Source organism: Lysobacter sp., from assembly GCF_035655815.1.
GTDB lineage: Bacteria > Pseudomonadota > Gammaproteobacteria > Xanthomonadales > Xanthomonadaceae > Lysobacter_J.
Window position 1 is genome coordinate 34126 of sequence record NZ_DASRTS010000037.1, and the last position, 23147, is coordinate 57272.

21 protein-coding genes are annotated in these 23147 nt (G+C 68.9%); 7 read left to right on the forward strand and 14 right to left on the reverse strand.

Translation table 11 applies throughout. From position 1 onward, the window contains the following. Positions 1-22: 22 nt before the first annotated feature. The 4 genes from VFE83_RS10290 to VFE83_RS10305 form a co-directional block, all read right to left on the reverse strand. The gene (locus VFE83_RS10290) at positions 23-1060 is read right to left on the reverse strand and encodes a DUF4344 domain-containing metallopeptidase (RefSeq protein ID WP_324905755.1); all 1038 of its coding nucleotides are present in this window, start codon (positions 1058-1060) and stop codon (positions 23-25) included. A 101-nt stretch (positions 1061-1161) separates the two neighbouring features. After that, on the reverse strand, positions 1162-2130 hold the full coding sequence (locus VFE83_RS10295) for a DMT family transporter (RefSeq protein WP_324905758.1): 969 nt from the start codon (positions 2128-2130) through the stop codon (positions 1162-1164). Between the two features lie 225 nt (positions 2131-2355). Beyond that, on the reverse strand, positions 2356-3180 hold the full coding sequence (locus VFE83_RS10300; protein WP_324905760.1) for an AraC family transcriptional regulator: 825 nt from the start codon (positions 3178-3180) through the stop codon (positions 2356-2358). Positions 3181-3203: 23 nt separating this feature from the next. Beyond that, positions 3204-4103 carry a hypothetical protein gene (locus VFE83_RS10305; RefSeq protein WP_324905763.1) on the reverse strand — a complete coding sequence of 300 codons (900 nt, stop codon included), beginning with the start codon at positions 4101-4103 and terminating at the stop codon, positions 3204-3206. A 159-nt stretch (positions 4104-4262) separates the two neighbouring features. Here VFE83_RS10305 and VFE83_RS10310 point away from each other — a divergent pair, with 159 nt between their 5' ends. Beyond that, on the forward strand, positions 4263-6446 hold the full coding sequence (locus VFE83_RS10310) for a TonB-dependent receptor (RefSeq protein ID WP_324905766.1): 2184 nt from the start codon (positions 4263-4265) through the stop codon (positions 6444-6446). On the opposite strand, the gene VFE83_RS10315 is transcribed toward VFE83_RS10310, so the two are convergent. The 5 genes from VFE83_RS10315 to VFE83_RS10335 all read right to left on the reverse strand — a co-directional run bounded on the left by VFE83_RS10315 (position 6395) and on the right by VFE83_RS10335 (position 11175). Further along, complete coding sequence (locus VFE83_RS10315; RefSeq protein ID WP_324905768.1) at positions 6395-8050, reverse strand: PepSY-associated TM helix domain-containing protein; 1656 nt, start codon at positions 8048-8050, stop codon at positions 6395-6397. The two genes, VFE83_RS10310 and VFE83_RS10315, sit on opposite strands and share 52 nt — an antisense overlap. Before the next feature lie 4 nt (positions 8051-8054). Further along, positions 8055-8318: a hypothetical protein gene (locus tag VFE83_RS10320; protein WP_324905770.1), complete on the reverse strand. Its 264-nt coding sequence runs from the start codon at positions 8316-8318 to the stop codon at positions 8055-8057. Continuing rightward, positions 8318-8605 (reverse strand): hypothetical protein, encoded by a 288-nt coding sequence (locus tag VFE83_RS10325; RefSeq protein WP_324905772.1) that lies wholly within the window; start codon positions 8603-8605, stop codon positions 8318-8320. The genes VFE83_RS10320 and VFE83_RS10325 overlap by 1 nt, the downstream gene beginning before the upstream one ends. A gap of 17 nt (positions 8606-8622) precedes the next feature. Then, complete coding sequence (locus VFE83_RS10330; protein ID WP_324905774.1) at positions 8623-10728, reverse strand: TonB-dependent siderophore receptor; 2106 nt, start codon at positions 10726-10728, stop codon at positions 8623-8625. Positions 10729-10959: 231 nt separating this feature from the next. Further along, positions 10960-11175 (reverse strand): hypothetical protein, encoded by a 216-nt coding sequence (locus tag VFE83_RS10335; protein ID WP_324905776.1) that lies wholly within the window; start codon positions 11173-11175, stop codon positions 10960-10962. A 150-nt stretch (positions 11176-11325) separates the two neighbouring features. On the opposite strand from VFE83_RS10335, the gene VFE83_RS10340 reads away from it, so the two are divergent. From VFE83_RS10340 to VFE83_RS10355, 4 genes are all read left to right on the forward strand, one after another. Continuing rightward, entirely contained in the window at positions 11326-12279 is a 954-nt protein-coding gene (locus VFE83_RS10340) for a LysR substrate-binding domain-containing protein (RefSeq protein ID WP_324905778.1), read from the forward strand. A gap of 75 nt (positions 12280-12354) precedes the next feature. Next, a complete protein-coding gene (locus VFE83_RS10345) occupies positions 12355-13197 on the forward strand; it encodes a class I SAM-dependent methyltransferase (RefSeq protein ID WP_414674726.1) in 843 nt (280 codons plus the stop codon). 220 nt (positions 13198-13417) lie between these two features. Then, the gene (locus VFE83_RS10350; protein WP_324905782.1) at positions 13418-13954 is read left to right on the forward strand and encodes a pseudouridine synthase; all 537 of its coding nucleotides are present in this window, start codon (positions 13418-13420) and stop codon (positions 13952-13954) included. Positions 13955-14618: 664 nt separating this feature from the next. After that, positions 14619-16040 (forward strand): nicotinate phosphoribosyltransferase, encoded by a 1422-nt coding sequence (locus VFE83_RS10355; protein ID WP_324905784.1) that lies wholly within the window; start codon positions 14619-14621, stop codon positions 16038-16040. A gap of 15 nt (positions 16041-16055) precedes the next feature. Here VFE83_RS10355 and VFE83_RS10360 read toward each other — a convergent pair whose 3' ends face one another. After that, entirely contained in the window at positions 16056-17033 is a 978-nt protein-coding gene (locus VFE83_RS10360; RefSeq protein WP_324905786.1) for a DMT family transporter, read from the reverse strand. Positions 17034-17334: 301 nt separating this feature from the next. On the opposite strand from VFE83_RS10360, the gene VFE83_RS10365 reads away from it, so the two are divergent. Next, the gene (locus tag VFE83_RS10365; RefSeq protein ID WP_324905788.1) at positions 17335-18435 is read left to right on the forward strand and encodes a hybrid sensor histidine kinase/response regulator; all 1101 of its coding nucleotides are present in this window, start codon (positions 17335-17337) and stop codon (positions 18433-18435) included. Between the two features lie 19 nt (positions 18436-18454). Here VFE83_RS10365 and VFE83_RS10370 read toward each other — a convergent pair whose 3' ends face one another. Then, entirely contained in the window at positions 18455-18823 is a 369-nt protein-coding gene (locus tag VFE83_RS10370) for a hypothetical protein (RefSeq protein ID WP_324905790.1), read from the reverse strand. A gap of 131 nt (positions 18824-18954) precedes the next feature. On the opposite strand from VFE83_RS10370, the gene VFE83_RS10375 reads away from it, so the two are divergent. After that, a complete protein-coding gene (locus VFE83_RS10375) occupies positions 18955-19620 on the forward strand; it encodes a Fe2+-dependent dioxygenase (RefSeq protein WP_324905792.1) in 666 nt (221 codons plus the stop codon). 18 nt (positions 19621-19638) lie between these two features. On the opposite strand, the gene VFE83_RS10380 is transcribed toward VFE83_RS10375, so the two are convergent. The 3 genes from VFE83_RS10380 to VFE83_RS10390 form a co-directional block, all read right to left on the reverse strand. After that, on the reverse strand, positions 19639-19989 hold the full coding sequence (locus tag VFE83_RS10380) for a hypothetical protein (RefSeq protein ID WP_324905794.1): 351 nt from the start codon (positions 19987-19989) through the stop codon (positions 19639-19641). Between the two features lie 41 nt (positions 19990-20030). Continuing rightward, positions 20031-22016, reverse strand: coding sequence for a PAS domain-containing sensor histidine kinase (locus tag VFE83_RS10385; protein ID WP_324905796.1), 1986 nt, complete (start codon positions 22014-22016; stop codon positions 20031-20033). Between the two features lie 122 nt (positions 22017-22138). After that, positions 22139-23128, reverse strand: coding sequence for a hypothetical protein (locus VFE83_RS10390; protein WP_324905797.1), 990 nt, complete (start codon positions 23126-23128; stop codon positions 22139-22141). Between the last annotated feature and the right edge of the window lie 19 nt (positions 23129-23147).

Genomic DNA, 23147 nt, shown 5'->3' on the forward strand with positions numbered 1-23147 from the left:
CCCGGTCAGACCGCGCACGGCCTCAGCGGATGTACGGGATGCTCGTGTTGCGCTCGCGTTCTCGTTCGCGCTGCTCGAACAGCCGGTTTGCCTTCTCTTCGGTCATCTCGTACTTGGGCGCCACGTACGGCAGCAGCAGGCGCAGCCACGAGCGGCTGATGCGGCGCGCTTCTTCCGGGCAACCCTTGGCGCGTGCTTCGGGCAGGTCGCCGTCGGTGACGATGTTCAGGTAACGCGCCGGGTCGCTGCCGTACAGCAGGCACTGCAGGTTGAAGTAGCGCTGTTCGCCCAGCGCGTGCTGGTCGGCGTACGCGTCCAGGTTGTACTCGCCGGTGCTGCGCGCGAGGAACCAGTTGGACGCCATGCGCAGGTTCTCGGTCACCGCGGTGGTGGATTCGTCGGGGCCGGCAAAACGCATCATCAGCGTGGTGGCGAGCTGGTCGACGGCGTCTTCCTCGCGCCCGGTGATCGGGATTTCCAGCAGCGTGATCAGCGCGTGGCCGGTCTCGTGCAGCAGGATGAAACGCACGTTGGCGTCGAGATACCGCTGCGCGTAGCCCTCGTCGAGCTTGTTGGCAGCGGCCAGTTCGCGGCCGCGCTCCTGCAGCGTCTGCATGGTCTCGTAGCACATCACCACTTCGCCGCGTTCGGGCGAGTAGAACGCGTTGACCTCGCCGCATTCGGCGGTGACGTAGTTGATCGGCCGCGGCAGCATCAGCATGCCGTCGATGGCCTGCACCTCGGGGATGTGGCGCAGCATGTCGCCGTCGTGCGCCATCTTGTAGAACGGCTCCAGCGCCGCGTTCTTCGGCTTCATGTACTCGTAGCCGAACTGCACGCCGCCCGGCTTGGTCTCGGCATCGGCGGTCTTGGCGAAGGTCACCGGCTTCAGCGCGGCCAGTTCGTCGGACAGCGCCTTCTCGGCTTCCTTGCGGCCCTCCGCGCGCGCGGCCGCCAGCGCGGCCGCCTGGCGCTTGCCGGCGATCAGCGACCAGCCGAAGGCGCCGCTCACCACGCCCAGGGCCAAGGACAGCAGGACAATCAGCAATCTGGTGGACATGCGCATCCCCACGCGCTCGAATCGAAGGGCGCCCGGAAACAGACGCCCGTGGGGATCGTAGCGATTCGCGCGTGACGGCGGAACCGCGCCTCCTTCACGCCTCAGGCGGTCTGGCCCTCGCCCGTGGCGGGCTCCGGGCGGATGCGTACCGCCCACATCACGCCCGCCACCAGCAGTGCGATGCCGGCCAGCGTCAGCGGCTCGGGCATGCGCCCGCGCAGGATGAACGCGTAGGCCAGCGCCGCCAGCGTCTCGAACACGATCAGCTGCCCTACCAGGGCCGTCGGCAGCCGCTGGCTGGCGGCGTTCCAGCACAGCGTGCCCAGCCACGAGGCGAACAGGCCGATGGCCAGCATCAGGCCGACGAAGAACAGCGGCCGCGGCCCGAAGGGCATCGCGAAGTCGGCATCCGTCGCAGCCATCACTGTCCACAGCAGCGCGTAGCCGACCAGCGCCAGTGGCAGTGTCGCCACGCCCTGCGCGGTGGCCCAGGTGCGCGGATTGCGGTCCGGATGCGCGCGCAGCCAGTCCGCGTTGCGCAGCGGGTACCAGGTCCAGCAGACCACGGCGATCACCGCCAGCCCGGCGCCCTGCAGGTAGCGCACGGGATCTGCGTCCGGATCGGCGCGCAGCGCGACCAGCTCCACCTGGTTGACGCAGGCGATGCCGGCGGCGATGAGCAGCAGCGACGGCGCGAGGCGGCGCCAGGGCAGGCGGCCGTCGCGGCGATGGTCGCGCAGGTTGGCGGTAATGGCGATCACCACCGGCAGCGTGCCGATGATCATCGTCGGCAAGGGCGCTCCCGCGCGCTGGATAGCCGAGGCCAGGCACACGTAGTAGAGGAGGTTGCCGATGGCCGCCAGCTTCAGCGCCTCGATCCAGTCTGGCCGTGTCAGCCGGCGCAGCGCGGTGCGGTCCATCCACGCCAGCGGCAGCGCGATCAGGCCGAACGCGAGATAGCGTCCGACCGACTGCAGCATGGCCGGGTACTCCGGCAGCAGCAGCGGGCCGACGAACACCAGGCCCCACATGAGGCCGGCGGCAAGCGCATAGAGGGTTCCAGTCCACATGGGACCAGAGTGGACCGGCGTGCGGGCGCTGTCTTGAAGGAGATTGCGGTGACGGCGCTCGGCGGACCACGGGGCAGCGTCCGTAGCCGGGTGAGCGAAGCGCACCCGGGGTTTCGCACGCCGCTTCCCGAGTGCGCTTCGCTTACGCGAGCTACAGCGGCCGCCACAGCCACAACCGGAGCCGCAGCGCAGTTCTTCCGTCTCCCTACGGCACAGCGAAACGGCTCAGCGCCGTACCTGCCGCTGATATCGCGCCGGCGTCACGCCGTAGCGTTGCGCGAACGCACGCGTCAGGTGCGCCTGGTCGCTCAGCCCGACGGACGCCGCCACCTGCGCGGGCGCAATCCCATCCGCCAGCAGCCGCTTGGCCTCGAACAGGCGCAACGCCATCAGCATCTGCTGCGGCGTGGCGTCGTGGTGGTCGCGGAACGCGCGCAGGAAATGGAACGGGCTGAGGTTGGCCACCGCAGCCAGCTCTTCCAGCGTGATGCGCCGCGCGAGGTTGGCGCGCAGGTACTCGATCACGTGGGTGAAGCGCGGCGCGGCGGCGCTGCGCGATTCGGGCGCGTGGCGCACCTGGTCGCCGAATCCGTCGAGCAGCGACAGCAGCAGGCTGTCGAAGGCCAGCGGCTCCTCGGCGCGCCACAGTGCGTCCAGCAGCAAGGTCACGCGGTGCGCGCGTGCGGCGTCGTGATGGACGGCATCGCGGAACCACCAGCCGCGTTCGCCGCTGAACGCCTCGACCACATCGACGTCGATGTAGGCCATGCGATAACGCCAGCCGCCTTCGGTTTCCGCCCGGCCGGTATGCAGCACGTCCGGATTCATCATCACGCGCGAGTCCGACGGCGCCAGGTGATCGCTGCCGCGGTAGCGGAAACGCTCCACGCCCGATTCGATCGCGCCCAGCCCGTAGGCTTCGTGCGTGTGGGGTTCGAACGCATGGCGGACGATGTGCGCGCGGTACAGCTCGACGCCCGGCCGGTGCGTCGGCCGACGGAACTGCGCGCGGTCCTGCGGATGCTCGAAATGTTGGGGAACGCCCTGCATCGCCCGATCATGCCACGCACCGCTCAGGCCCGGCGCTTGGCCGGCGGCAGCAGTGCATTGGCGGCATTGCGCAGCTTCAGCGACAGCGCGTGGAAGCCCGCGCCGGTGGGGTGCATCTCGTCGAACCACTGGTCCGCGCGCCGCAGGGTGCCGTGCAGGTCGACGAAGCGGAACACGCCGGCGAACTCGGTGCGGTCCGCCAGTGGCGACAGCACCTGCTCGACGAATCCGTCGATCAGCATCGCCGCGAACTCGCGCTGCTGCGTCGCCTGCGGCAGCACGGTGGCCAGGTGCGGTGCGATCCACGGACCGACGCGGTCGCGCAGCAGCGCCGCCGCGCCCAGGTTCGCCAGCGTGAGCTGCCCGGACTGGCCCATGCGCTGCGGGTAGTCGTAGCTGTGCGCGAGGATCGGCGTGTCCGGCCGGATCCGCCTGAATGCGCGCAGGAAGCGCTGGTACGCGCCACGCACCTCCTCGAAACGGCGCGAGCGCTGCACGCGCGCGAAGGCCTGGGCCGGCGTCATCGGTCCCTGTCCGGCGAACAGGTCGCCCAGGAACGTACCGACGAAGTCGTTGCCGCCGGCGCTGATGAGCACCAGGTCGAAATCGAAGCCCTCGTACCAGTCGGCCAGGTCGTCGATGCGGCCTGGCGAAAAGATGTCCAGCGCCAGATCGCCGCTGCGCTCGGTGCGGAAGAACAGCCCACCCGCGCCGAACTGCGGCACGCCGTGTTCCTCGTCTTCCGGCGTCGGATAGACCAGCCAGTCCAGCAGGTTCATCGCCAGCGGCGTGGAGAACCACGAGTCGCCTTCGCAGAAGAACACCGGCGTGCGTGCGGCGAGCTCGGGCTTGCGCTGCAGCGCGCGATGGATGCGGCGGAACTCGCCGCGCTGCGTGGTCATCGTCGACTGCGGGAACGGCATGACGGCCTCCATGCGGATGCGCTCGCGCCGCGATTGTCCGCGCATCGCGTGACGGCCGCGCGTCGGTCGCGCGCCTGAACTCGGGTGCGGCGTTTTGCCGCATCCTCGCGCGATGGCTTGGCCTCGACAATGCGCGCCGGGTTCCACGCCGCATCGTCCATGACCTCCACACTCCGCCGCACTCCGGGCGCGCATCCGCTCGCGCTGGCCGTCGCCTTCTCGCTGTCGGCCGCCTGCGCTCCCGCACTCGCCTCCGGTGACCAGCCGACCACGCTGGATCGCATCCAGGTGCAGGGCGTCCGCCAGCCGCTGTCCGCGCCCGCGTCCGCCGGTACGCGGCTGCAGCTCACCGTGATGGAGACGCCCGCATCGGTGACGGTGATCGACCGCGACACGCTCGACCGCCGCGACGTGCGCAACACGCAGGAAGCGCTGTACGCCATCCCGGGCCTGACGGTGGTCTCGCCGCCGGGCAACGGCAACGCGGTGACGTACCGCGGCTTCTCCGGCTCGCAGATCTCGCAGCTGTTCAACGGCATCGACCTCCAGTACGCGACCATTGCCGCGCGCCCGGTCGATGCATGGATCTACGAGCGCGTCGAGGCCATCGGCGGGCCGTCGAGCTTCCTCTACGGTGCCGGCGCGGTGGGCGGTGCGATCAACTACGTCACGCGCCTGCCGCGGTTGGATGCGGACAGCGCGCAGGCGATGCTCGGCTACGGATCGTTCGACTCGCGCGTGCTCGCCGCCGGCATCAACCACCGCCTCGGCGGCGATGGTGCGCGCAACGCGGTGCGGGCGGACGCCAGCTGGTCCGGCACCGACGGCTGGGCGGATCGCAATGATCGCGAATCGCTGGTCGCCGCGGTTTCTCTGCTCAGCCAGATCACTCCCGCCCTGACCCACACGCTGGCGCTGGAACACCAGAAGGAAGACAGCGCGCGCCCGTACTGGGGCACGCCGGTGCTCACCACGCCCGACGGCCGCATGAAGGTCCTGCCGGGTACGCAGACGCGCAACTACAACGTCGCCGATGGCTACTACAAACAGGACGTGGACTGGGTGCGGTCGCTGCTCGCCTGGCAACCGTCGGATGCCACCCGCCTGCGCAACACGCTCTACTACTACGACGCGCTGCGCGACTATCGCAATGTCGAGTCCTACCGCTTCAATGCCGACGCCACCGTGGTGATCCGCTCCGGTGCGCTGCTGCAGCGTCACGACCAGCAGGTGGTCGGCGACAAGCTCGAGTGGAGCCACGACGGCACGCTGGCCGGCCGGCGCTCGCAGTGGAATGCCGGGCTGGACGTCAGCTACAACCGGCAGACGCGGTTCCCGCTGTCCATCGCCGGCGACATCGACACGGTGCCGATCGACTCGGTCACGCCCGGCAGCTTCTTCGACGTTCGCGGCGCGGCACAGGTATTCACGCCACAACGCACCAACCGCGTGCGCACGCAAGCGCTGTTCGTGGAGAACCTCACGCAGCTCACGCAACGCCTGTCGCTGCTCACCGGATTGCGCCACGACCGAATCGAACTGGACGTGGAAAACCATCAGGCCGCGACGCCGTCCAACCCGGCGCGGTTCACGCGCGACTACGACCCCACCACCGGACGGATCGCACTCGATTTCGCCTTCTCGCCCGGCGCCAGCGTGTACGCGCAGTACGCGACCGCGGCCGACCCGCCGGCCGGCGTGCTCAGCACGGCCAGCCTGTCGCAGGTGCAGGACTTCGATCTCTCCAGGGGCCGCCAGTTCGAGGTCGGCTCCAAGTTCCAGCGCGCGGACGGCCGCGCCTTCGCCACGCTGGCGGCGTTCCACATCGTGCGCGAGAACCTCGCCATTGCCGATCCGGAGCGTCCGGGCCAGACGGTGCCGGTGGGCGAGCAGTCTTCGCGCGGCGTGGAAGTGGCGTTCGGCCTGGAGACGCAGCGTGGCCTGTCGCTGCAGGGCAACCTGGCCTGGGTCGAGGCGACGCTGGACGACTTCTTCGAAACGCAGGGCGGCGTGCCGGTGTCGCGCGCGGGCAACCGCCCGGCCAATACGCCGTCGACCGTCGCCAACCTGTGGGCGGACTACCGCTTCGCGCCCGCGTGGTCGGCAGGCATCGACGTACGCGCGGTGTCATCGCGGTACGCCAATGCGGCCAATACCATCGAAAGCGCCGGCTACGCGCTGCTCGGCGCGAACCTGCGCTGGAATCTGGACGCGCGCACGCAGCTCACCCTGCGCGCCCGCAACCTGGGCGACAGGACGTACATCGCGTACGCGCTGAGCCCGACGATGGCCTACCTGGGCGAGCCGCGCTCGCTGGAGGTCTCGCTGCGCAGGGAATTCTGAGCGGCTTTCAGCGGATCGTCGGCCCACGCTTTCGCGTCGCCCGTCGTCCACACGCTGTTGGCCTCGCCATCGCGCGCACGCCTTGCGGTCACGCGCGCGAGCCACGCGAACCCGACCGCCATCGCCAGCGCACCGGCATCGATGGCAAACAGCGCCCACTGGTCGGCAGCGGCGCTGGTCCATAGCCACGCGCCGGTGACGACGCCATGCACCAGCGGGATCGCGGCGGTGACGATGGCCGCGGCCCACAGCAGTTCCTGCGCGGCGCGGATCGGCGGACGCAGCGCGGCCCACAGCATGCACAGGCCCCATGCGGCGAAACAGGCGGCATTCACGCCGAAGCCCAGGTCGACGCCGCGCAGCGACGGCGCCTGCAGCCATTGCGTGGCGACGAAGGCGGCGGAGATCGCCACGCACACGCCGATGCACACGCCCACGGTCGCGCGCGCCATCCACAGCTGCGCGCGGCCCTGCGTGGCCTGGCGACGCTTGCGGCGCGATTCGATCCACAGCAGGTTGCCCGAATAGAACAGGAACGCACCGCCCAGGCCGAGCAGGAAGTAGAGCCACTGCACCCAGTGGTTGCCGTACTCGCCGAAGTGCAGCGCATACGCCGAGGCGAGCGTGGCATGGTTGGCATCGCGCTGGCCCGGCAGCTGCGTGGCCAGCTTCTCGCCGGTGTTGGCGTTGAGCGCCACCGCGCCCAGCGGGCCGAGCGAGCCTTCGGTCTCGCCGGTGATCTCGACCACCGCATTCGCATCGCCCGCGTTGGCGAGCTTGAGATACGCCGGCTCGAACGACTCCAGCCCCTGCGCGCGCGCCTCGTCGATCGCGCGCTGGTGCCACATCGCCATCGGGCCGATCGCCTGCGTGCGATTGGCCGGCGCCAGCATCGGCGCGGTGTCCATCGCCGGGCCCAGCGCCTGCATGAGCTGGCCGCGATAGATCAGTGGGTTCAGCGCCATCATCACGATCAGCACCAGGCACAGCATCGCGCCGGTCACCGCGAACATCACATGCATCGGCAAGCTCAGCACGCCGATCACGTTGTGCGCGTCCTGCCACATGCGCTTGAGGTTGCGGCCCGGACGCAGCGCGAACAGGTCTTCCTTCAGCTTCGGAAGATGGATGATCACGCCGGAGATCAACGCCAGCCCGTACAGCAGGCTGACGATGCCCATCAGGTAGGTGCCCGCCACCGGAATGCCCAGCGAGTAGTGCAGCGCGTTGACCAGTTCGGAGAGTTCGCCGCCGGGCATCTCGTCGATGCCGTCGAGGTGGTCCAGCGTGGCGAAACGCCACTGGCCCTGGGCATCCTGCCAGTAGCTCGCGGCGACCGGATACTCCTCGCCCGGAAACACCATGCCCATGTGCTTGCGCGCGTCGGGATGGCGCGCCAGCGTTTCGTCCAGCAGGCGCTGCGCGTCGGCCAGCGTCTGCGGCTGGTGGTCCACGCCGTGCGGCGACTGCCACACCTGCAGGTCGTGGTGGAAGATGGTGATGGCGCCCGCGTAGAACGCCACGAACAACGCGAAGCCCGCGACCAGGCCCACCCAGGTGTGCACGGTGGTGAAGGTGCGCAGCGTGCCGGAGGAAATCTTCATCGCGTCACCCGAGCCATTGCAGCCATTGCAGCAACCACAGCGCACCCAGCGTTACCGCGGCCAGACCGCCGAGCCAGGCCCATGCGCGCTTGCCGCTGGAAAACTGGAAGCTGGCGCCCATCACGCCGATCCACACCACGAAGAAGGCGATCAGCCCGGGCACCAGCGTGTCCTGCCACGGCCCCGGCAGCATCCAGGTGAACAGCCCGACCAGCCCGGCCGACAGCAGGAATCCCGGCCCGATGCCGGCTAACGCGCGCGCCCACATCAATGCGTTCCTCCATGGCCGGCCGGTACGGTGCGCCAGGCCAGATACGGCAGCGCCATCATCGCGAGCATCCACGTGCCGAGCATCGCGCACAGCCCGGCGCCGACGCCGAGCCGTGCGATCCACAACGCCAGCGCCGCGATCGCCAGCACCGCGCCGATGGCGTTGCCGCGCGCGCCGTGGCGCTTCCACGACGGCCATCGGCAGTGCGTCGATGCGGCATACAGCGATGCCGCGGAGATCAGCGACATCGCGATGGCGGTGATGGTCATGGCAAGCGGGTTCATGGCATCGATCCGTCAGGTCACCACTGGTAGCGCGCGGTCGCGGTGACCGTGCGCGGATAGCCGTAGTAGCACCACGTCGCGCTGTTGCACGTGGCGATGTATTCCTTGTCGCCGACGTTCTGCGCGTTGAGCTGCAGGCGCCAGGCACCGATGTCGTAATGCACCGACGCATCGAACAGCGTGTACGACGGCGTCTGGAACTGGTTGTACGCATCGCCGTAGTGCTCGCCCGTGTAGCGCACGCCCGCGCCGAAGCCCAGGCCCGACAGCGCGCCTTCGGTGATCGTGTAGTCGGCGCCGAGCGAGGCCACGTGTTCCGGCTGCAGCGGGATTTCCTTGCCAAGCGACAGCGGGTCGGTCGACTGGGTGACTTCGGTGTCGGCATAGGTGTACGCGCCGTACACGCTCAGGCCGTGGCCGATGTTCCAGCGGCCTTCCAGCTCCACGCCGCGCACCTTGGTCTCGCCCTGCTGGATCGAATACAGCGTGTGGTTGGGATCCACGACCAGCGTGTTCTCCTGCACCAGTTCGTACACCGCCAGCGTCGCGAGGATGCGGTTGCTGGCCGGCTGGTACTTGAGTCCGACCTCGGTCTGCTCGCCGGTGGTCGGCACGAACGCGCGATTGAAGAAGTCCGTGCCCACCGTGGGCTGGAACGACTGCGACCAGCCCACGTACGGGGCCAGGCCGTTGTCGAACAGGTAGTTCACGCCGACGCGCCCGGAGAACTTGTCGTCGCTCTGGTGCGTGGGCCGGCCGGCGAGCACCTCGTGCGTGTCGGTGCCGACCCAGTCCTGGCGTGCGCCCAGCGTCACCACCCAGCGGTCGATCCGCATCTGGTCCTGCGCATACAGGCCGAACTGCGACTGCGTCTGGCGCGTGCGCGAGGTGTACTCGGGCTCGACTATCGACGCGCCGTACACCGGGTTGAAGATGTCGAGCGTCGGTGCGCCATCGAAGGTAAACGCCGAGGCGTACTCGTTGCGCGCACGGCGGTAGTCCAGGCCGGTAAGCAGCGTGTGCTGGATAGCACCGGTGGCGAACTGGAACTGCAGCTGGTTGTCGACGCCGAAGTTCTTGCTCTCTTCCTCGGTCTTCCACAGATAGCGCAGCAGCGTGCGCTGGTCGGCGAGCAGGCCGAACGCGCCGACCGAGGTGCTCGGGTCGATCTCGGTCACGCCGTAGCGCAGGTTCTGGCGGAACGTGGTGCCGCCGCCGAAGTCGTGGAAGTACTCCCAGCCCACCGACGACATGGTCTTGTCGTAGTCGTTGAAGCCCGGCTCGCCGGTGTAGCGGCCGGCGGGAATCTTGCCGAACGGATTGGGCGTCAGGGTGCCGGACTGGGGCAGGAAGCCCGCACCGGCGACGGTGTCGTTGCGCTGCCAGCGCGCCAACAGCGTGAGCGAGTTGGCTTCGTCCGGCTTCCAGGTCAGCGCGGGCGCGATCAGGTAGCGATCGTCGTGCACATAGTCGACCTGGTCGTCGCTGTTGCGCGCAAGCGCGGTCAGGCGATACGTCCACACGCCGTCGGCGGTCAGCCTGCCGCCGAAATCGCCGGCCACCTGGAACAGGTCGTAGCTGCCGGCCTGCACTTCGATCTCGCGCAGCGTTTCTTCGGTCGGACGCTTGCTGACGTAGTTGATCATGCCGCCCGGCGGCATCGCGCCGTAGGTGACGGACGATGGACCCTTCAGCACTTCCACGCGTTCCAGCCCGTAGGGCTCGACGCGGGTGATGCCGGTGCCCGTGCCTTCGGCCAGCGCCAGGCCGTCCATGTAGCGCGCCGGCGTGAAGCCGCGCAGCAGCAGCCAGTCGCTGCGCGGATCGCCACCGTAGCCGCCACCCTGCGCGCCGGCGGTGAACCACACCGCTTCCTCGACGCCGTGGATCGCCCGATCACGCATCTGCTGGTCGGTGATCACCGATACGGACTGTGGGATCTCGCTGATCCGCGTGTCGGTCTTGGTCACGGTGCCGCTGCTGCGGGCGATGGGTGCGCGTACCTCCACGGTGTCCAGATCGGTAGCCGACTGGGCCGAGGCGGCGATCGGAAAGGTGGCGAGCAGGGCGGCGGTCAGGACGTGGCGGACCGGCGCCGGCAGGGCGGAGGAGCGGATGGGCATTGCAGGGCCTGGAAGAGAGAAGGTCGGCATCCGCTGGACATCACCGGGGGACCGGTCGCCAACAAGGATGAGAATCGTTCTCGATTGTAGGCCGTGTTTCCCTGTTCAGACAATCGCTGCGACCCTGCCGGCTTTGCGTTTGGGCCGAGCGACCATGAAAAACGCGCCGCGGCGGAAGCCGGCGGCGCGTCGGGGAGAGCAAGCGTTGGCGGCGCGTCAGCCGCAGCCGGGTCAGCCGCAGCCGCAGGCCGCCAGGTTCGGATTGAGGTGGACCGCGGCCGGCGCCTCGTCGCGCGCGTCCCGCCGCGCATGGCCCAGCGGCGCGAAGAAGCGCTCGGAAGCGACGCGGTTGCCGTAGCCCTTCGTGTAACGCTCGTCCTCGTCGTCGAACAGGTGCGGGTCGGTCAGGTGACCCTGCAGGAACAGCAGGTTGGTGAACACGTTCATGGCGGACTCCTGGGTGCTGGCGCCTTCCTGGCGTGGACAACTTCCTTGAGTACGTTGCAAGATACGCCCGCCAAAACCGGCAAAAAAGCGAGCGTTCTGCAAGCCAGGCTTGAGCTGGAATCAACGCTCGCATTCCGCGCAGGAGGTCGAATGAGCCGTCCGCCGCTGCAGGCCCTGCTGGGTTTCGTTGCCGCCGCCCGCATCGGCAACCTGACCCGCGCCGCCGAGTCCATGCATCTCACCGTCAGCGCGCTGAGCCACCAGATCCGCGCGATCGAGGAACGCCTCGACCGGCGCCTGTTCGAACGCGGCGCGCGCGGCGTCCGGCTCACCGACGACGGCCAGGCGCTGTACGACCGCATCGCGCCGCACCTGGAGGCGATCGAACAGGCGCTGGCACCGCGCCGCGGCCGCCGCGACGACGCGCTGGCCATCACGCTGATGCCGTCGTTCGCCTCCAGCTGGCTGGTGCCGCGCCTGCCGCGTTTCCTCGCCGAGCACCCGCAGCTGGAAATCAGCCTGCAATCCAATACCGATCCGATCGACTTCGCACGCGAGAGCGCCATCGACGCGGGCATCCGCTTCGGTCCGGGCAAATGGCCGGGGCTGGAAGCGGTGCACCTGTTCGACGACTGGATGACGCCCACCGCGAGCCCGAAACTGATCGAACGCCTCGGCCGGCCGACGCTGGCGACGCTCAGCGAGTTTCCGTTGCTCGGCGCGCCGGGCGGACGCTGGAGCGAGTGGTTCGCGCGCTTCGGCGGCACGCCGCCGGCCCGCTTCGTCGCCATCTTCGACGACTCCGAAAACCTGCATCGCGCCGCCGCGGAAGGCATGGGCATCGTGCTCGGCCGCATCACCCTGGCGCGTCCGCTGATCGAGGCGGGGCGGCTGGTCGAGCTGTTCGACGAACGCCTGAAGACCGAGTTCGCGCACTACCTGGTGTATCCGCCGCGTTCGCGCGAGCACGGCGGATTGGCCGCGTTCCGCGACTGGCTGCTGGAGGAAGCGCGCGTCTACGAAGCCAGCGACGCGATGGTCCCGCGCCGCCGCAAGGCGAAGCCGGCCCCGCCCGCACGCCGCCGCACACGTGCCGGACGTTGATGGCCGCCGTCACGGCCAGGGGTTAGTCTGGCGCCCCCATTCCCGTGGCACCGCCTGGAGACCCGCATGAAACGCATGCTGCTCGCTGCCCTGCTTCCCGCCCTGCTCATCGCGCACGCCGATGCCGCCGCGCAGGCCAAGCCGAAGTCCGCACCGAAGGCGTCCACCGCCGCCGCCGTCGACCCGGCCCTGCAGGCTGCGCTGCGTTCGTCCACGCGCGATCCCAAGAACGTGCTGCGCGACCAGTACCGCCACCCGGGCGAGACGCTGGCCTTCTTCGGCGTGAAGCCCACGCAGACCGTCGTCGAGATCACCCCGGGCGGCGGCTGGTACACCGAGATCCTGGCGCCGTACCTGAAGGACGGCGGCCAGTACGTCGCCGCCGTGTACGACGATGCGGTGCCGAACCAGCCGCAGTACCGCTATCGCCAGAACAAGGCGCTGCGCGAGCGCTTCGCCAACGCGCAGGTGTACGGCAAGCCCGAAGTGCGGGGCTTCGATCCGAAGGCGCCGGCGTTCGGTCCGGCCAACTCGGCCGACGTGGTGCTGACCTTCCGCAACGCCCACAACTGGGTCGAGGAAGGCACGGCGGAGGCGTATTTCAAGGCGTTCTTCGACGTGCTCAAGCCCGGCGGCACGCTGGGCGTGGTCGATCACCGCGCCAAGCCCGGCACCGACCTGGAGAAGATGAAGACCTCCGGCTACCTGACCGAAGCGCTGGTGATCGAGCTGGCACAGAAGGCCGGCTTCAAGCTCGACGCCAAGAGCGAAGTGAACGCCAACCCCAAGGACACCGCCGACCATCCGAACGGCGTGTGGACGCTCCCGCCGAGCAACCAGCACGACGCCAAGGACGACGCGAAGTACAAGGCCATCGGCGAGAGCGACCGCATGACGCTGCGGTTCGTGAAGCCGTAAGACGGATTCGGGATTCGGGACTCGGGATTCCGCGGAAGCATTTCAGGATCGTCATCCCCGCGAAAGCGGGGATCCATTTTTCCGTCGTGATTCCGGACCGGATCGATGGTGACGCCCGCGAGCCTGGATCCCGGCCTTCGCGGGGATGACAGCAAGAATGCGAAACAGCGAAAGCGTCGCTCTACGGATCACGAATCCCGAATCACGAGTCACAGCTTCAATGCTCGTCGCATTCAACAAACCCTACGGCGTGCTGTGTCAGTTCACAGACCGCAGCACGCCGCCGCGGCGCACGCTGGCGGAGTTCGGCCTGCCGCGCGACGTGTATGCCGCCGGGCGGCTGGACCATGACAGTGAAGGCCTGCTGCTGCTTACCGACGACGGGGCGCTCGCGCATCGGTTGACCGATCCGCGCCACAAGCAGCCCAAGACGTACTGGGTGCAGGTGGAGGGCGATCCCGGCGACGCGCAGCTGCGGCAGTTGCGCGACGGCGTGGTGCTCAACGATGGCCCGACCCGACCCGCGAAAGTGCGGCGCATCGAAGCGCCCGCGTTGTGGCCGCGCGATCCGCCGGTGCGCTTCCGCAAGAGCGTGCCCGATGCCTGGCTGGAAATGACGATCACCGAAGGCCGCAACCGCCAGGTGCGCCGCATGACCGCCGCGGTCGGCCTGCCGACGTTGCGTCTGGTGCGCGTGGTGATCGGCGCGCATCGCATCGGCGACCTGGCGCCCGGACAGTGGCGCGTGTGCGAGTAGTGCGGATCGAACGCGGACAGTCCGTGCGTATCGTAACGACGCCACGTACATGGCGATCGGCGAAAGTGACCGCATGACGTTGCGATTCGCGAAGCCGTAAGGGCCGAAGGACCGGGCTCGGGAATCCGCATCCCGAGGTTCTCCGAGCGCTTCAGGCCGTAATCCCGGCGAACGCGGGAATCCACCATCCGTCGCTTCCTGAACTCCCTCTCCCCCGCCTGCGGGGGAGAGGGTCGGGGTGAGGGGGCGCCCCCCCCCCCCTGCCTGGATCCCCGCCTTCGCTGTGATGACGGCTGGGACGCGGCGAGGCGACTGGCGACGTATCCAACACTCGCGAATCACATCACGGCCGTAATCGTCGTCGCCCTCACCAAAGCCACCGGCCTTCGCTGTAGGAGCGAGCTTGCTCGCGATCTGATCATCCCCGGCCTTTCATTGCCGGTCGCCAGCAAGCTGGCTCCTACCAACGTGCGTGATCGACAGGCGCAAGCCCGACTACGTAGGAGCGAGCTTGCTCGCGACCGGTTGACTCGTGGCCTCGTGGCAAGCGGCCTTCGGACAGGCACCGCGCGACCCCAACGAAACCCTGATGCGCGTTGAGTACGATCAGGACTCGCGCTGCGGCGCCGGTCTATCGTCGCGGGCCGCCATTCCCGGAATCCCCATGGACTTCCTCGACAACCTGCTGCTCAACACCGACAGCTACAAGGCCAGCCATTGGCTGCAGTATCCGCCGGGCACCGACGCGACGTTCTTCTATGTCGAGTCGCGCGGCGGCGTGTACGACCGCACGGTGTTCTTCGGCCTGCAGGCGATCCTCAAGCAATACCTGAGCCGGCGCGTGACCGATGCCGACATCGACCAGGCACGTGATCTGTTCGCCGCGCACGGCGAGCCGTTCAACGAGGCCGGCTGGCGCGACATCGTGCGGCGCCACGAAGGTCGCCTCCCGCTGCGCATTCGCGCGGTGCCCGAGGGCACCGTGGTGCCGACGCACCAGGCGCTGGTGACCATCGAGTCCACCGATCCGCGCGCGTTCTGGGTGCCGTCGTACCTGGAAACGCAGCTGCTGCGCCTGTGGTATCCGGTGACGGTGGCGACGGTGAGCTGGCACGCGCGACAGACGATCCGCCAGTTCCTCGAACGCACCAGCGACGATCCGGATGGGCAGTTGCCATTCAAGCTGCACGACTTCGGCGCGCGTGGCGTGTCCAGCACCGAGTCGGCGGCCATCGGTGGCCTGTCGCATCTGGTGAATTTCCTGGGCACCGACACGGTGTCCGGCTTGCTCGCGGCGCGCGCCTGGTATCACGAACCACTCGCGGGATTTTCGATTCCCGCCGCCGAGCACAGCACCATCACCGCATGGGGCCGCGAGCGCGAGGTCGATGCGTACCGCAACATGCTGCGGCAGTTCGCCAGGCCCGGCGCCATCGTCGCGGTGGTGTCCGACAGCTACGACATCTTCCGCGCGGTGTCCGAGCACTGGGGGCGCACCCTGCGCGAAGAAGTGATCGCGTCCGGTGCGACGGTGGTGATCCGCCCGGACTCGGGCGACCCGGTCGAAGTCGTGCATCAATGCCTGGTGCGGCTGGACGAGGCTTTCGGCCACACCGTCAACGGCAAGGGCTACAAGGTGCTCGACCACGTGCGCCTGATCCAGGGCGACGGCGTCAATCCCACCAGCATCCGCGCGATCCTCGAGCGCATCACCAGCGCGGGCTACGCCACCGACAACCTCGCCTTCGGCATGGGCGGCGCGCTGCTGCAGCGGCTGGATCGCGACACGCAGAAGTTCGCGCTGAAGTGCTCCGCCGCGCGCGTGGACGGACGCTGGATCGACGTCTACAAAGACCCGGTCACCGACAAGGGCAAGGCCAGCAAGCGCGGTCGCATGACGCTGGCCCGCGACGTGCAGACCGGCCAGTACCGTACCGTGCCGCTGCGCGGCGATGCGATTGCGCTGGACCCGGCCGACGCGCCCGGCTGCGAGGACGCGATGGTGACCGTGTGGGAGGACGGCCGCCTGCTGCAGGACTGGACGCTCGCCCAGGTCAGGGAACGCGCGGCGGCGGAGCGGCTTTAGATCACCGTACCCGCGTCATCGCGTGTCGCCGTCCGGTGGCGCCTTCGTCCCCACCGGCACCGAATTTGCGCCCGGCCGCGTCAGCAGCAGCACGCCGCCCAGCACCACGGCGGTGCCGATGAGCTGGATGGCGGTGATGCGCTCGCCCAGCAGCCATGCGCCCAGGAACACCAGCGACACCGGCCCCAGCACCGACAGCTGCGCCGCGGTGCCGGCGCCAAGCCGGGCCACGGCGCCCATCGTGAAGGTCACCGGCAGGAAGGTGCAGAACACCGCGTTGACCAGCGCCAGCCAGTACACCGGCGCGGGCAGCTGCAGCAGGTGCATGGGGTCGCGCAGCAGCAGGTAGTGGATCACCGTGGCCGCGGTGGACACGCACATCGCGTACGCCACCAGCCGCAACGAACCGATCCGCGTGATCAGCTGGCCCGACATTGCCAGGTACAGCGCGTAGCTCAGCGCCGCCAGCAGCACCAGGCCGCTGCCCAGCAGGATGTGGTCTCCCTGGACGCGCAGGTTCTCGACGAACACCAGCGCCACGCCAGCGTAGCTCACCGCCAGCGCGATCCATTCGCGTCGCGCCACGCGGCGCTTGAACGCGAACACGCCGATCAGCAGCACGAACGTGGGGTTGAGGAACAAGATCAGCCGCTCCAGCGAGACCGGCACGTACTCCAGGCCCCAGAAGTCGAACAGGCTCGACAGGTAGTAGCCCAGCACGCCCAGCACGACGATCAGGCCCAGGTCACGGCGGGTCATCGGCATACGTGAAGGCCGCCGCGATTCGTGCACGCCCAGCGCCACGAACAGCGGCAGCGACAGCAGCATGCGCAGCGTCAGCACGTCCAGCGCATCGATGCCATGGCGGTACTGGAACTTCGCCAGGATCGCCTTGGCCGAGAACAGCACCGCGCCGGTCGCGGCCAGCAGCAGCCCCAGGCGCCGTGCGGACGCGGCTTCGTCCGGTGTGGAGGCAGGCACCGACAGGCTCATTCGGCGCCACCTGGACCGGGCGTGAAAGTGGGCAGCAGGTCACGCGCGCGGCCGCGCGGCAGGACTGGACGCATGGAGGGCGCCTCGGCGGCGGGTAGGGGATCACATGATGCGCTGCGTTCTAGCCGCCGAGGGAGAACGCGACCGCAACGCCATGTTTCGTCGTGGCTGCAGCGGCGCGCGCACGTGCGAGCGACCACGGAGGGGAACCATGCACGCAATCCGTCACCTTTCTGTTAACGTCTGTCCCGATGAAACCGCGGCGCGAAGGGGGTCGTTGCCGCCCCGGGGACAGGGACGCATGGCCATAGCCGCAGGCAATTCGGGCCGGATTCTGGTCGTCGACGACCAGAGCGTGAACCTGCGCGTCGTCGGCACCCTGCTCACGCGCCAGGGTTACGAAGTGATGTCCGCCAGCAGCGGCGAGGAAGCCCTGCAGCGCTACGTCGAGACCCCGCCCGACCTGATCCTGCTGGACATGATGATGCCGGGCATGGACGGCTTCGACGTCCTGGCCGCATTGCACGAACTCGGCCCGTTGCAGGTACCGGTGGTGTTCGTCACCGCCGCCCACGACCGCGACCTGCTGCTGCGCGCCTTCGACGCCGGCGTGGTCGATTACGTCACCAAGCCTTTCCTGCCCGAGGAACTGCTGGCCCGCGTGGCCGCGCACGTCGGCCTCAAGCTCACCCGCGACCGGCTGGAACGCGTGGCGCGCGAGCGCGAGGAACTGGTCAACCTGGTCGCGCACGACCTGAAGAATCCGCTCGGCAGCGTGCTGTTCGCCGCGGAGCTGCTGCGCAGCGGCCTGTGCAAGGCCGAGCGCATCCCGCGCTACCTGCAGATGATCCACGAGAGCGCGGACGACGCGCTGGGCTACATCCGCCATTACCTGGAGAGCCAGTCCGCGTCGCGCGACCGCTCCGCCAGCGAGGAGCGCGCGGATCTGGGCGAAACCCTGCAGTGGCTGCACACCCGCTACGAAATGCAGCTGGAGGCGCGCGGCATCCGCGTGGACCTGCGGCCGCCGTCCGCGCCGGCGCACGTCGCGATCCACCCGCGCGTGCTGCGCCAGGTCGCCGAGAACCTGGTGACCAACGCGATGAAGTACGCCCCGGGTTCGGAACTGCTGCTCGCCGCGCGCAACGGCGCGCCGGGCTACTGGCAGCTGATCGTCGCCGACCGCGGCCCCGGCATCCCGCCGGAGCGCCAGCGCGAACTGTTCAAGCCCTTCGTGCGCCTGCACGACGAGGCGAAGGACGACGGGCTGTCGAACGGCCTGGGACTCTCGCTGGCCAAACGCATCATCGCGCGCGCCGGCGGGCAGCTGTGGTACGAGCCGCGCCGCCAGGGCGGCGCGCGCTTCATCATCGAATTGCCCGAGGCGGCGGTCGCGAACTGATCGCGGCGATCAGTGCGGGTCAGTGCTCCGCGCGCGGCTGGCGCGACGCGTTGCGGCGCGTGCCGCTGCGCGGGGCGCGCCGGGCTTCGACACGGCGCGACTGGCCGTCGATGGCCTCGCCCTGCGCATCCTCGGCCTGGCGTGCGCGACGCTTGGCCGCGTACCAGAGCAGGCCGGCACCGGCCACGGCCGCCGCGATCAGCACCGGGTTGCGCCGCACGAAGCCGCCGGCCACGCGCGCACCGCCCTTGAGCGCGCCGAGCTTCGCGCCGGCATCCAGCCACTGGCCGGCGTGCTGGGTCACCATCGGCACCGCGTGCCGGAGGTTGCCGCCGACCGAGGAGGCCAGCTCCATTGCGCGTTCGGGAAGCGAGGTCAGCCTGGTCATCGCAGCGATCCTGTAGCGGGGTCCGGAGGGCAGTGTCCCCGCCGTATCGTTGAAGCAGCGTGAGCGCAGGCCGCGGTTGCCGGCCCGCGCCTGAATGCCGATGATGGCCTCGCCTTCGACGCCGCGCCGCCATGATCCGAGTCCTGCCCAACGTGCTGTCCGCCGGCGACCTGCAGGCGATCCGCGAGCTGCTGCCGCAGGTGCGCTTCGGCGACGGCCGCATCACCAATCCGCACTCGACGATCAAGCAGAACCTGCAGGCCCCGCAGGACGATCCGGCGAACGCCCGCGTCGCCCTGATCGCACGCGAGGCGCTGATGCGCTATCCCGACCTGCGCACGTTCGCCCAGCCGCGCACCATGGCCCGGGCGACGGTGGTGCGGTACGAACCCGGTATGACCTACGGCTGGCACGTCGACGAGGCGCTGTTCCCCTCGACCCCGCCGATCCGCAGCGACCTGTCGTGCACGGTGTTCCTCAATTCGCCCTCCGAGTACGACGGCGGTGAGCTGACGATCCAGCTCGGCGCGCAGGAACTGTCGTACAAGCTGGAACCCGGCAGCGCCATCCTCTATCCATCCACCACGATCCACCGCGTTTCGCCGGTCACGCGCGGAGTGCGCCTGGCCGCCATCACCTGGCTGCAGAGCTGGGTCGCCGACAGCAACCGGCGCGAATTGCTGGTGCAACTGGACGAGGCGCGCGCGCTGGTCGCCAGTGGCGGCGATCGCCAGCGCCTGCAGGTGCTGCTGGAGTCGCTGCGCACCAACCTGTTCCGCATGTGGGCCGATACCTGACGGCCATCGCGGCGCAACTCAGCCGCAGCCGACGAACGCACCGCCATCGCCGTCGGATACCAGGCAGGTCGGCTTGCCGTCGCGTTCGAAGCGATACACGTTTGGACACAGGAACTCCTGGCCCCGCAGCGTTTCGCGCTCCGCCGACGTGAGCAGCCGCGCGGCTGCCGACACCACGTCGTACGACTCCGAGCAGCGGATCGCCAGCATCGTCGTGAAGAGGAACGAAAGGCACAGACCGGTCAGTGCCACCGCGAGCGAAGCCCACAGCGGCACGCGGCCGCGCAGGGCCGTTACGAACGTGGCCACGGCGACCGTGACGGGCACGACGGCGATCGACAACAGCGCGAGCATGTGGTGCCAACGCATCCTGCGTTCCAGTCAGTGGAGTTACAGGATGGTATTCGCGCCTAGACGAGCGAAGCCAGATCGTGGATCGGCAGGCGCAACTCGAAGGTGGAGCCTTGGCCCGGTCCGGCACTGAAGGCGGTGAGCGTGCCGCCGTGCAGCTGGGTCAGGCTGCGGGCAAGCGCCAGGCCGACGCCCAGTCCGCCCTCGTGGCGATCCGGCGTGTTCTCGCCCTGGGCGAACAGTTCGAACACGCGCCCGAGCAGCTGCGCGTCCATGCCGACGCCGTTGTCGATGACGCGCACGATCGCGTCGTCCTCCACGCGCACGGCCTCCAGCACGATGCGGCCACACGGCGGCGTGTACTTGGCGGCGTTGGTGAGCAGGTTGGCCAGCACCTGCACCAGCCGTTGCGGATCGGCCACCAGCACCAGGTCGCCGGCATGGTTGATCACGTCCAGGTTGTGGTCGCGACGCATCACCAGCGGCGAGGTCTGCTCGATCGCGGCGGCGATCACTTCCGACAGGTGGATCGGCTGCCGCTTCAGCGTGGTCAGCCCGCGCGTGACGCGCGAGATGTCCATCAGGTCCTCGACCAGGTTGCCCATGTGCACGGCCTGGCGGTCGATGATCTCCGCGGCCTGGCGCACGTTCGCGGCCGACTCGGGCGCCATCTTCAGCAGTTGCGCGGCGATGGTGATGGGCGCGAGCGGATTGCGCAGCTCGTGCGCCAGCGTCGCCAGGAACTGGTCCTTCTGCCGGTCGGCGCGTTCCAGCATTTCCTGCACGCGCTTCTGCTCGTGGATCTCGGTGCACGTGCCCATCCAGCGCACGATGTGCCCGGCGCCATCGCGCACGGGCAGCGCGCGGCCCAGCGCCCAGCGGTACTCGCCGGAGTGGTGGCGCAGGCGGTATTCGATGTCGTAGGGCTGGCCGGTGGCCATGCTGGCGCCCCAGCGCGACCACGCGCGCTCGCGATCGTCCGGATGCACCACCCGGTCCCAGCCGGCGCCGTGGGTGGCGCCTTCGGCCACGCCGGTGAAGTCGTACCAGCGCTGGTTGTAGTAGTCGGGCATGCCGTCCGGGCCGGTGGACCAGATCATCTGCGGCACCAGGTCCGCCATGGTGCGGAAGCTGCCTTCGCTCTCGCGCAGTGCCGACAGCGCCGACTCGCGCGAGGTGACGTCCGAGCCCTGCACGAAGATCGCCTCGACCTGCCCGGACGCGTCGAAGATCGGCTGGTAGATGAAGTCGACGAAGATCACGCGGACCGAATCCTCCGCGCCCAGCGCCACCGGCATGCCGCGTCCCACGAATGGCTTGCCGCTCGCACGCACCTGGTCCAGCAGTTCGAAGAAGCCCTGGTCGGCCAGCTCCGGCAGCACCTCGCGGATCGGATGGCCGAGGAAGTCGCGGCGCCCGATCATCCGCTCGTAGGCGTCGTTGGCCAGTTCGAAGACGTGCTCCGGTCCGCGCAGCACGGCCATGAAACCCGGCGCCTGCCCGAACAGGTCCGTGAGGAACGCCTGCCGCGCCGACAGGCGCTGGTTGTCCAGCTGCACCGCCGCCGCACGCGCCAGCACGCCACCCGACACCTGCTCGGCGGTGAGGCCGGTGGCCTCGCGCGCGCGCCGCACCTCCTCGCGCAGGCGATGCACCTCGGTCACGTCGGTGGTGTGCTGCATCACCGCGACCACGCGGCCATCCTCGAACACCGGCGTGTGCGTGGCGCTCCAGTAGCGCACGTCCTCGACCGGTCCGTCGGGCGTGTGCGACGTGATGGTGTAGGGAATCAGCGCCAGCACGTCACGCTTGCCCGTCGCCAGCGCGCGCTGCAGCGATATGCGCAGGATGTCCGCCTGCGCGCTGCCGTCCTCGTTCACCGCGCCGGGGAAGAGTTCGAACAGGCCGCGGCCGATCAGCTGCTCGCGGCGATAACCGGTTAGCAACTCGTAGGCATGGTTGGCCTCCAGATAGCGCAGGTTCCGGTCCAGCACCATGTAGGCATTGGGCGAATGCCGGAAGAGATCTTCGAACGAAACGGACACGAAAGGTCCTTTGCGAAACTGCGCGTCCGCCGAGTATCCACGTTTTGGCGTATTCACGTGTCGCTTGCTGAACGGTTCAGCTTCGTGCACGTGGTACGTGCGGTGTCCGCCGCTGGTGAACCTCAGGCCATGAAGCGGCTCAACCACGCCTCGCCTTCTGCGATTTCGCCGGCATGCCGTTGCATCGCCAGCGCAAGGTCGTGCGCGCGATCGTCACGCCCGTAGCCGTGCGACTGCGCCTTCGAATAGCGCCCCCATGCGGGGGAGGCCAGTGCGATCGCGACGTGGGCCGGGTCGAGTTCCAGGTGCGCGGAAATGCGATGCAGTTCGCGCTCCGGATGCTGCAGCAGTTCCTCGAAGTCGATGCGCAGGACGCGAGCGGCGTGCGCTCCGAATGCGAGCGCTTCGAAACGCAGGCGCTCGGACCACCAGCCCATCGCGCATTGCTGTGGCAGGGTCAGTTCATGCAGTGCGACGTCGCGTGCGATGCCGCGCGACTGCAGGTGCGCCAGCCGTTCGCCAGCCGCGTTGGCGGCATCGAGCACAGATGCGGGCGACTTCAGCAGCGTCGCCAGATAGGGCCGCAGTGGCATGTCGAGCAGGATCGCCCGCATGTCTGGCTGGCGCGCCAGCAGCGGTTCGATCAATCCGTTGCAGCTGCTGGTCGCCTTGACCACGTTGCGTTGCATCGGCGGCAGCGGCATCGACCAGCGGGCCCACAGCGCATCGATCAGGCGTGCCGCCTGCGTATCGGAAAGGCGCGCCTGCGGATGCCCCAGCATCGGCCACAACTCGGCCAGCGTGCGCAGCGGCAAGGGTTCGCGCAGGCCCTGCAACTCCGGCCAGCTGTCCAGCAGGCGGCTGAGCAGCGTCGAACCACAATGGCCGATGTGGAAGATCGCGTGCGCAGGCGTGGGGTTGGCATTGTCCGCGGCGAGCAGCGGGTCCAGCGCCATCCATCCACCCTGTGGATCGGACGGCATTGCGCGATCGTCGAGGAAAGCCGCCTCGCGCCGCTGCTGCGCATCCAGCCGCAGCCACAGCACGCGCCGCATCACCAGGTCGATCTTGAACGGCAGGAATTCAGGCTGCTGCAGGGGCGATGCGCTCATCGGGCGAGTGTAGCCAGAG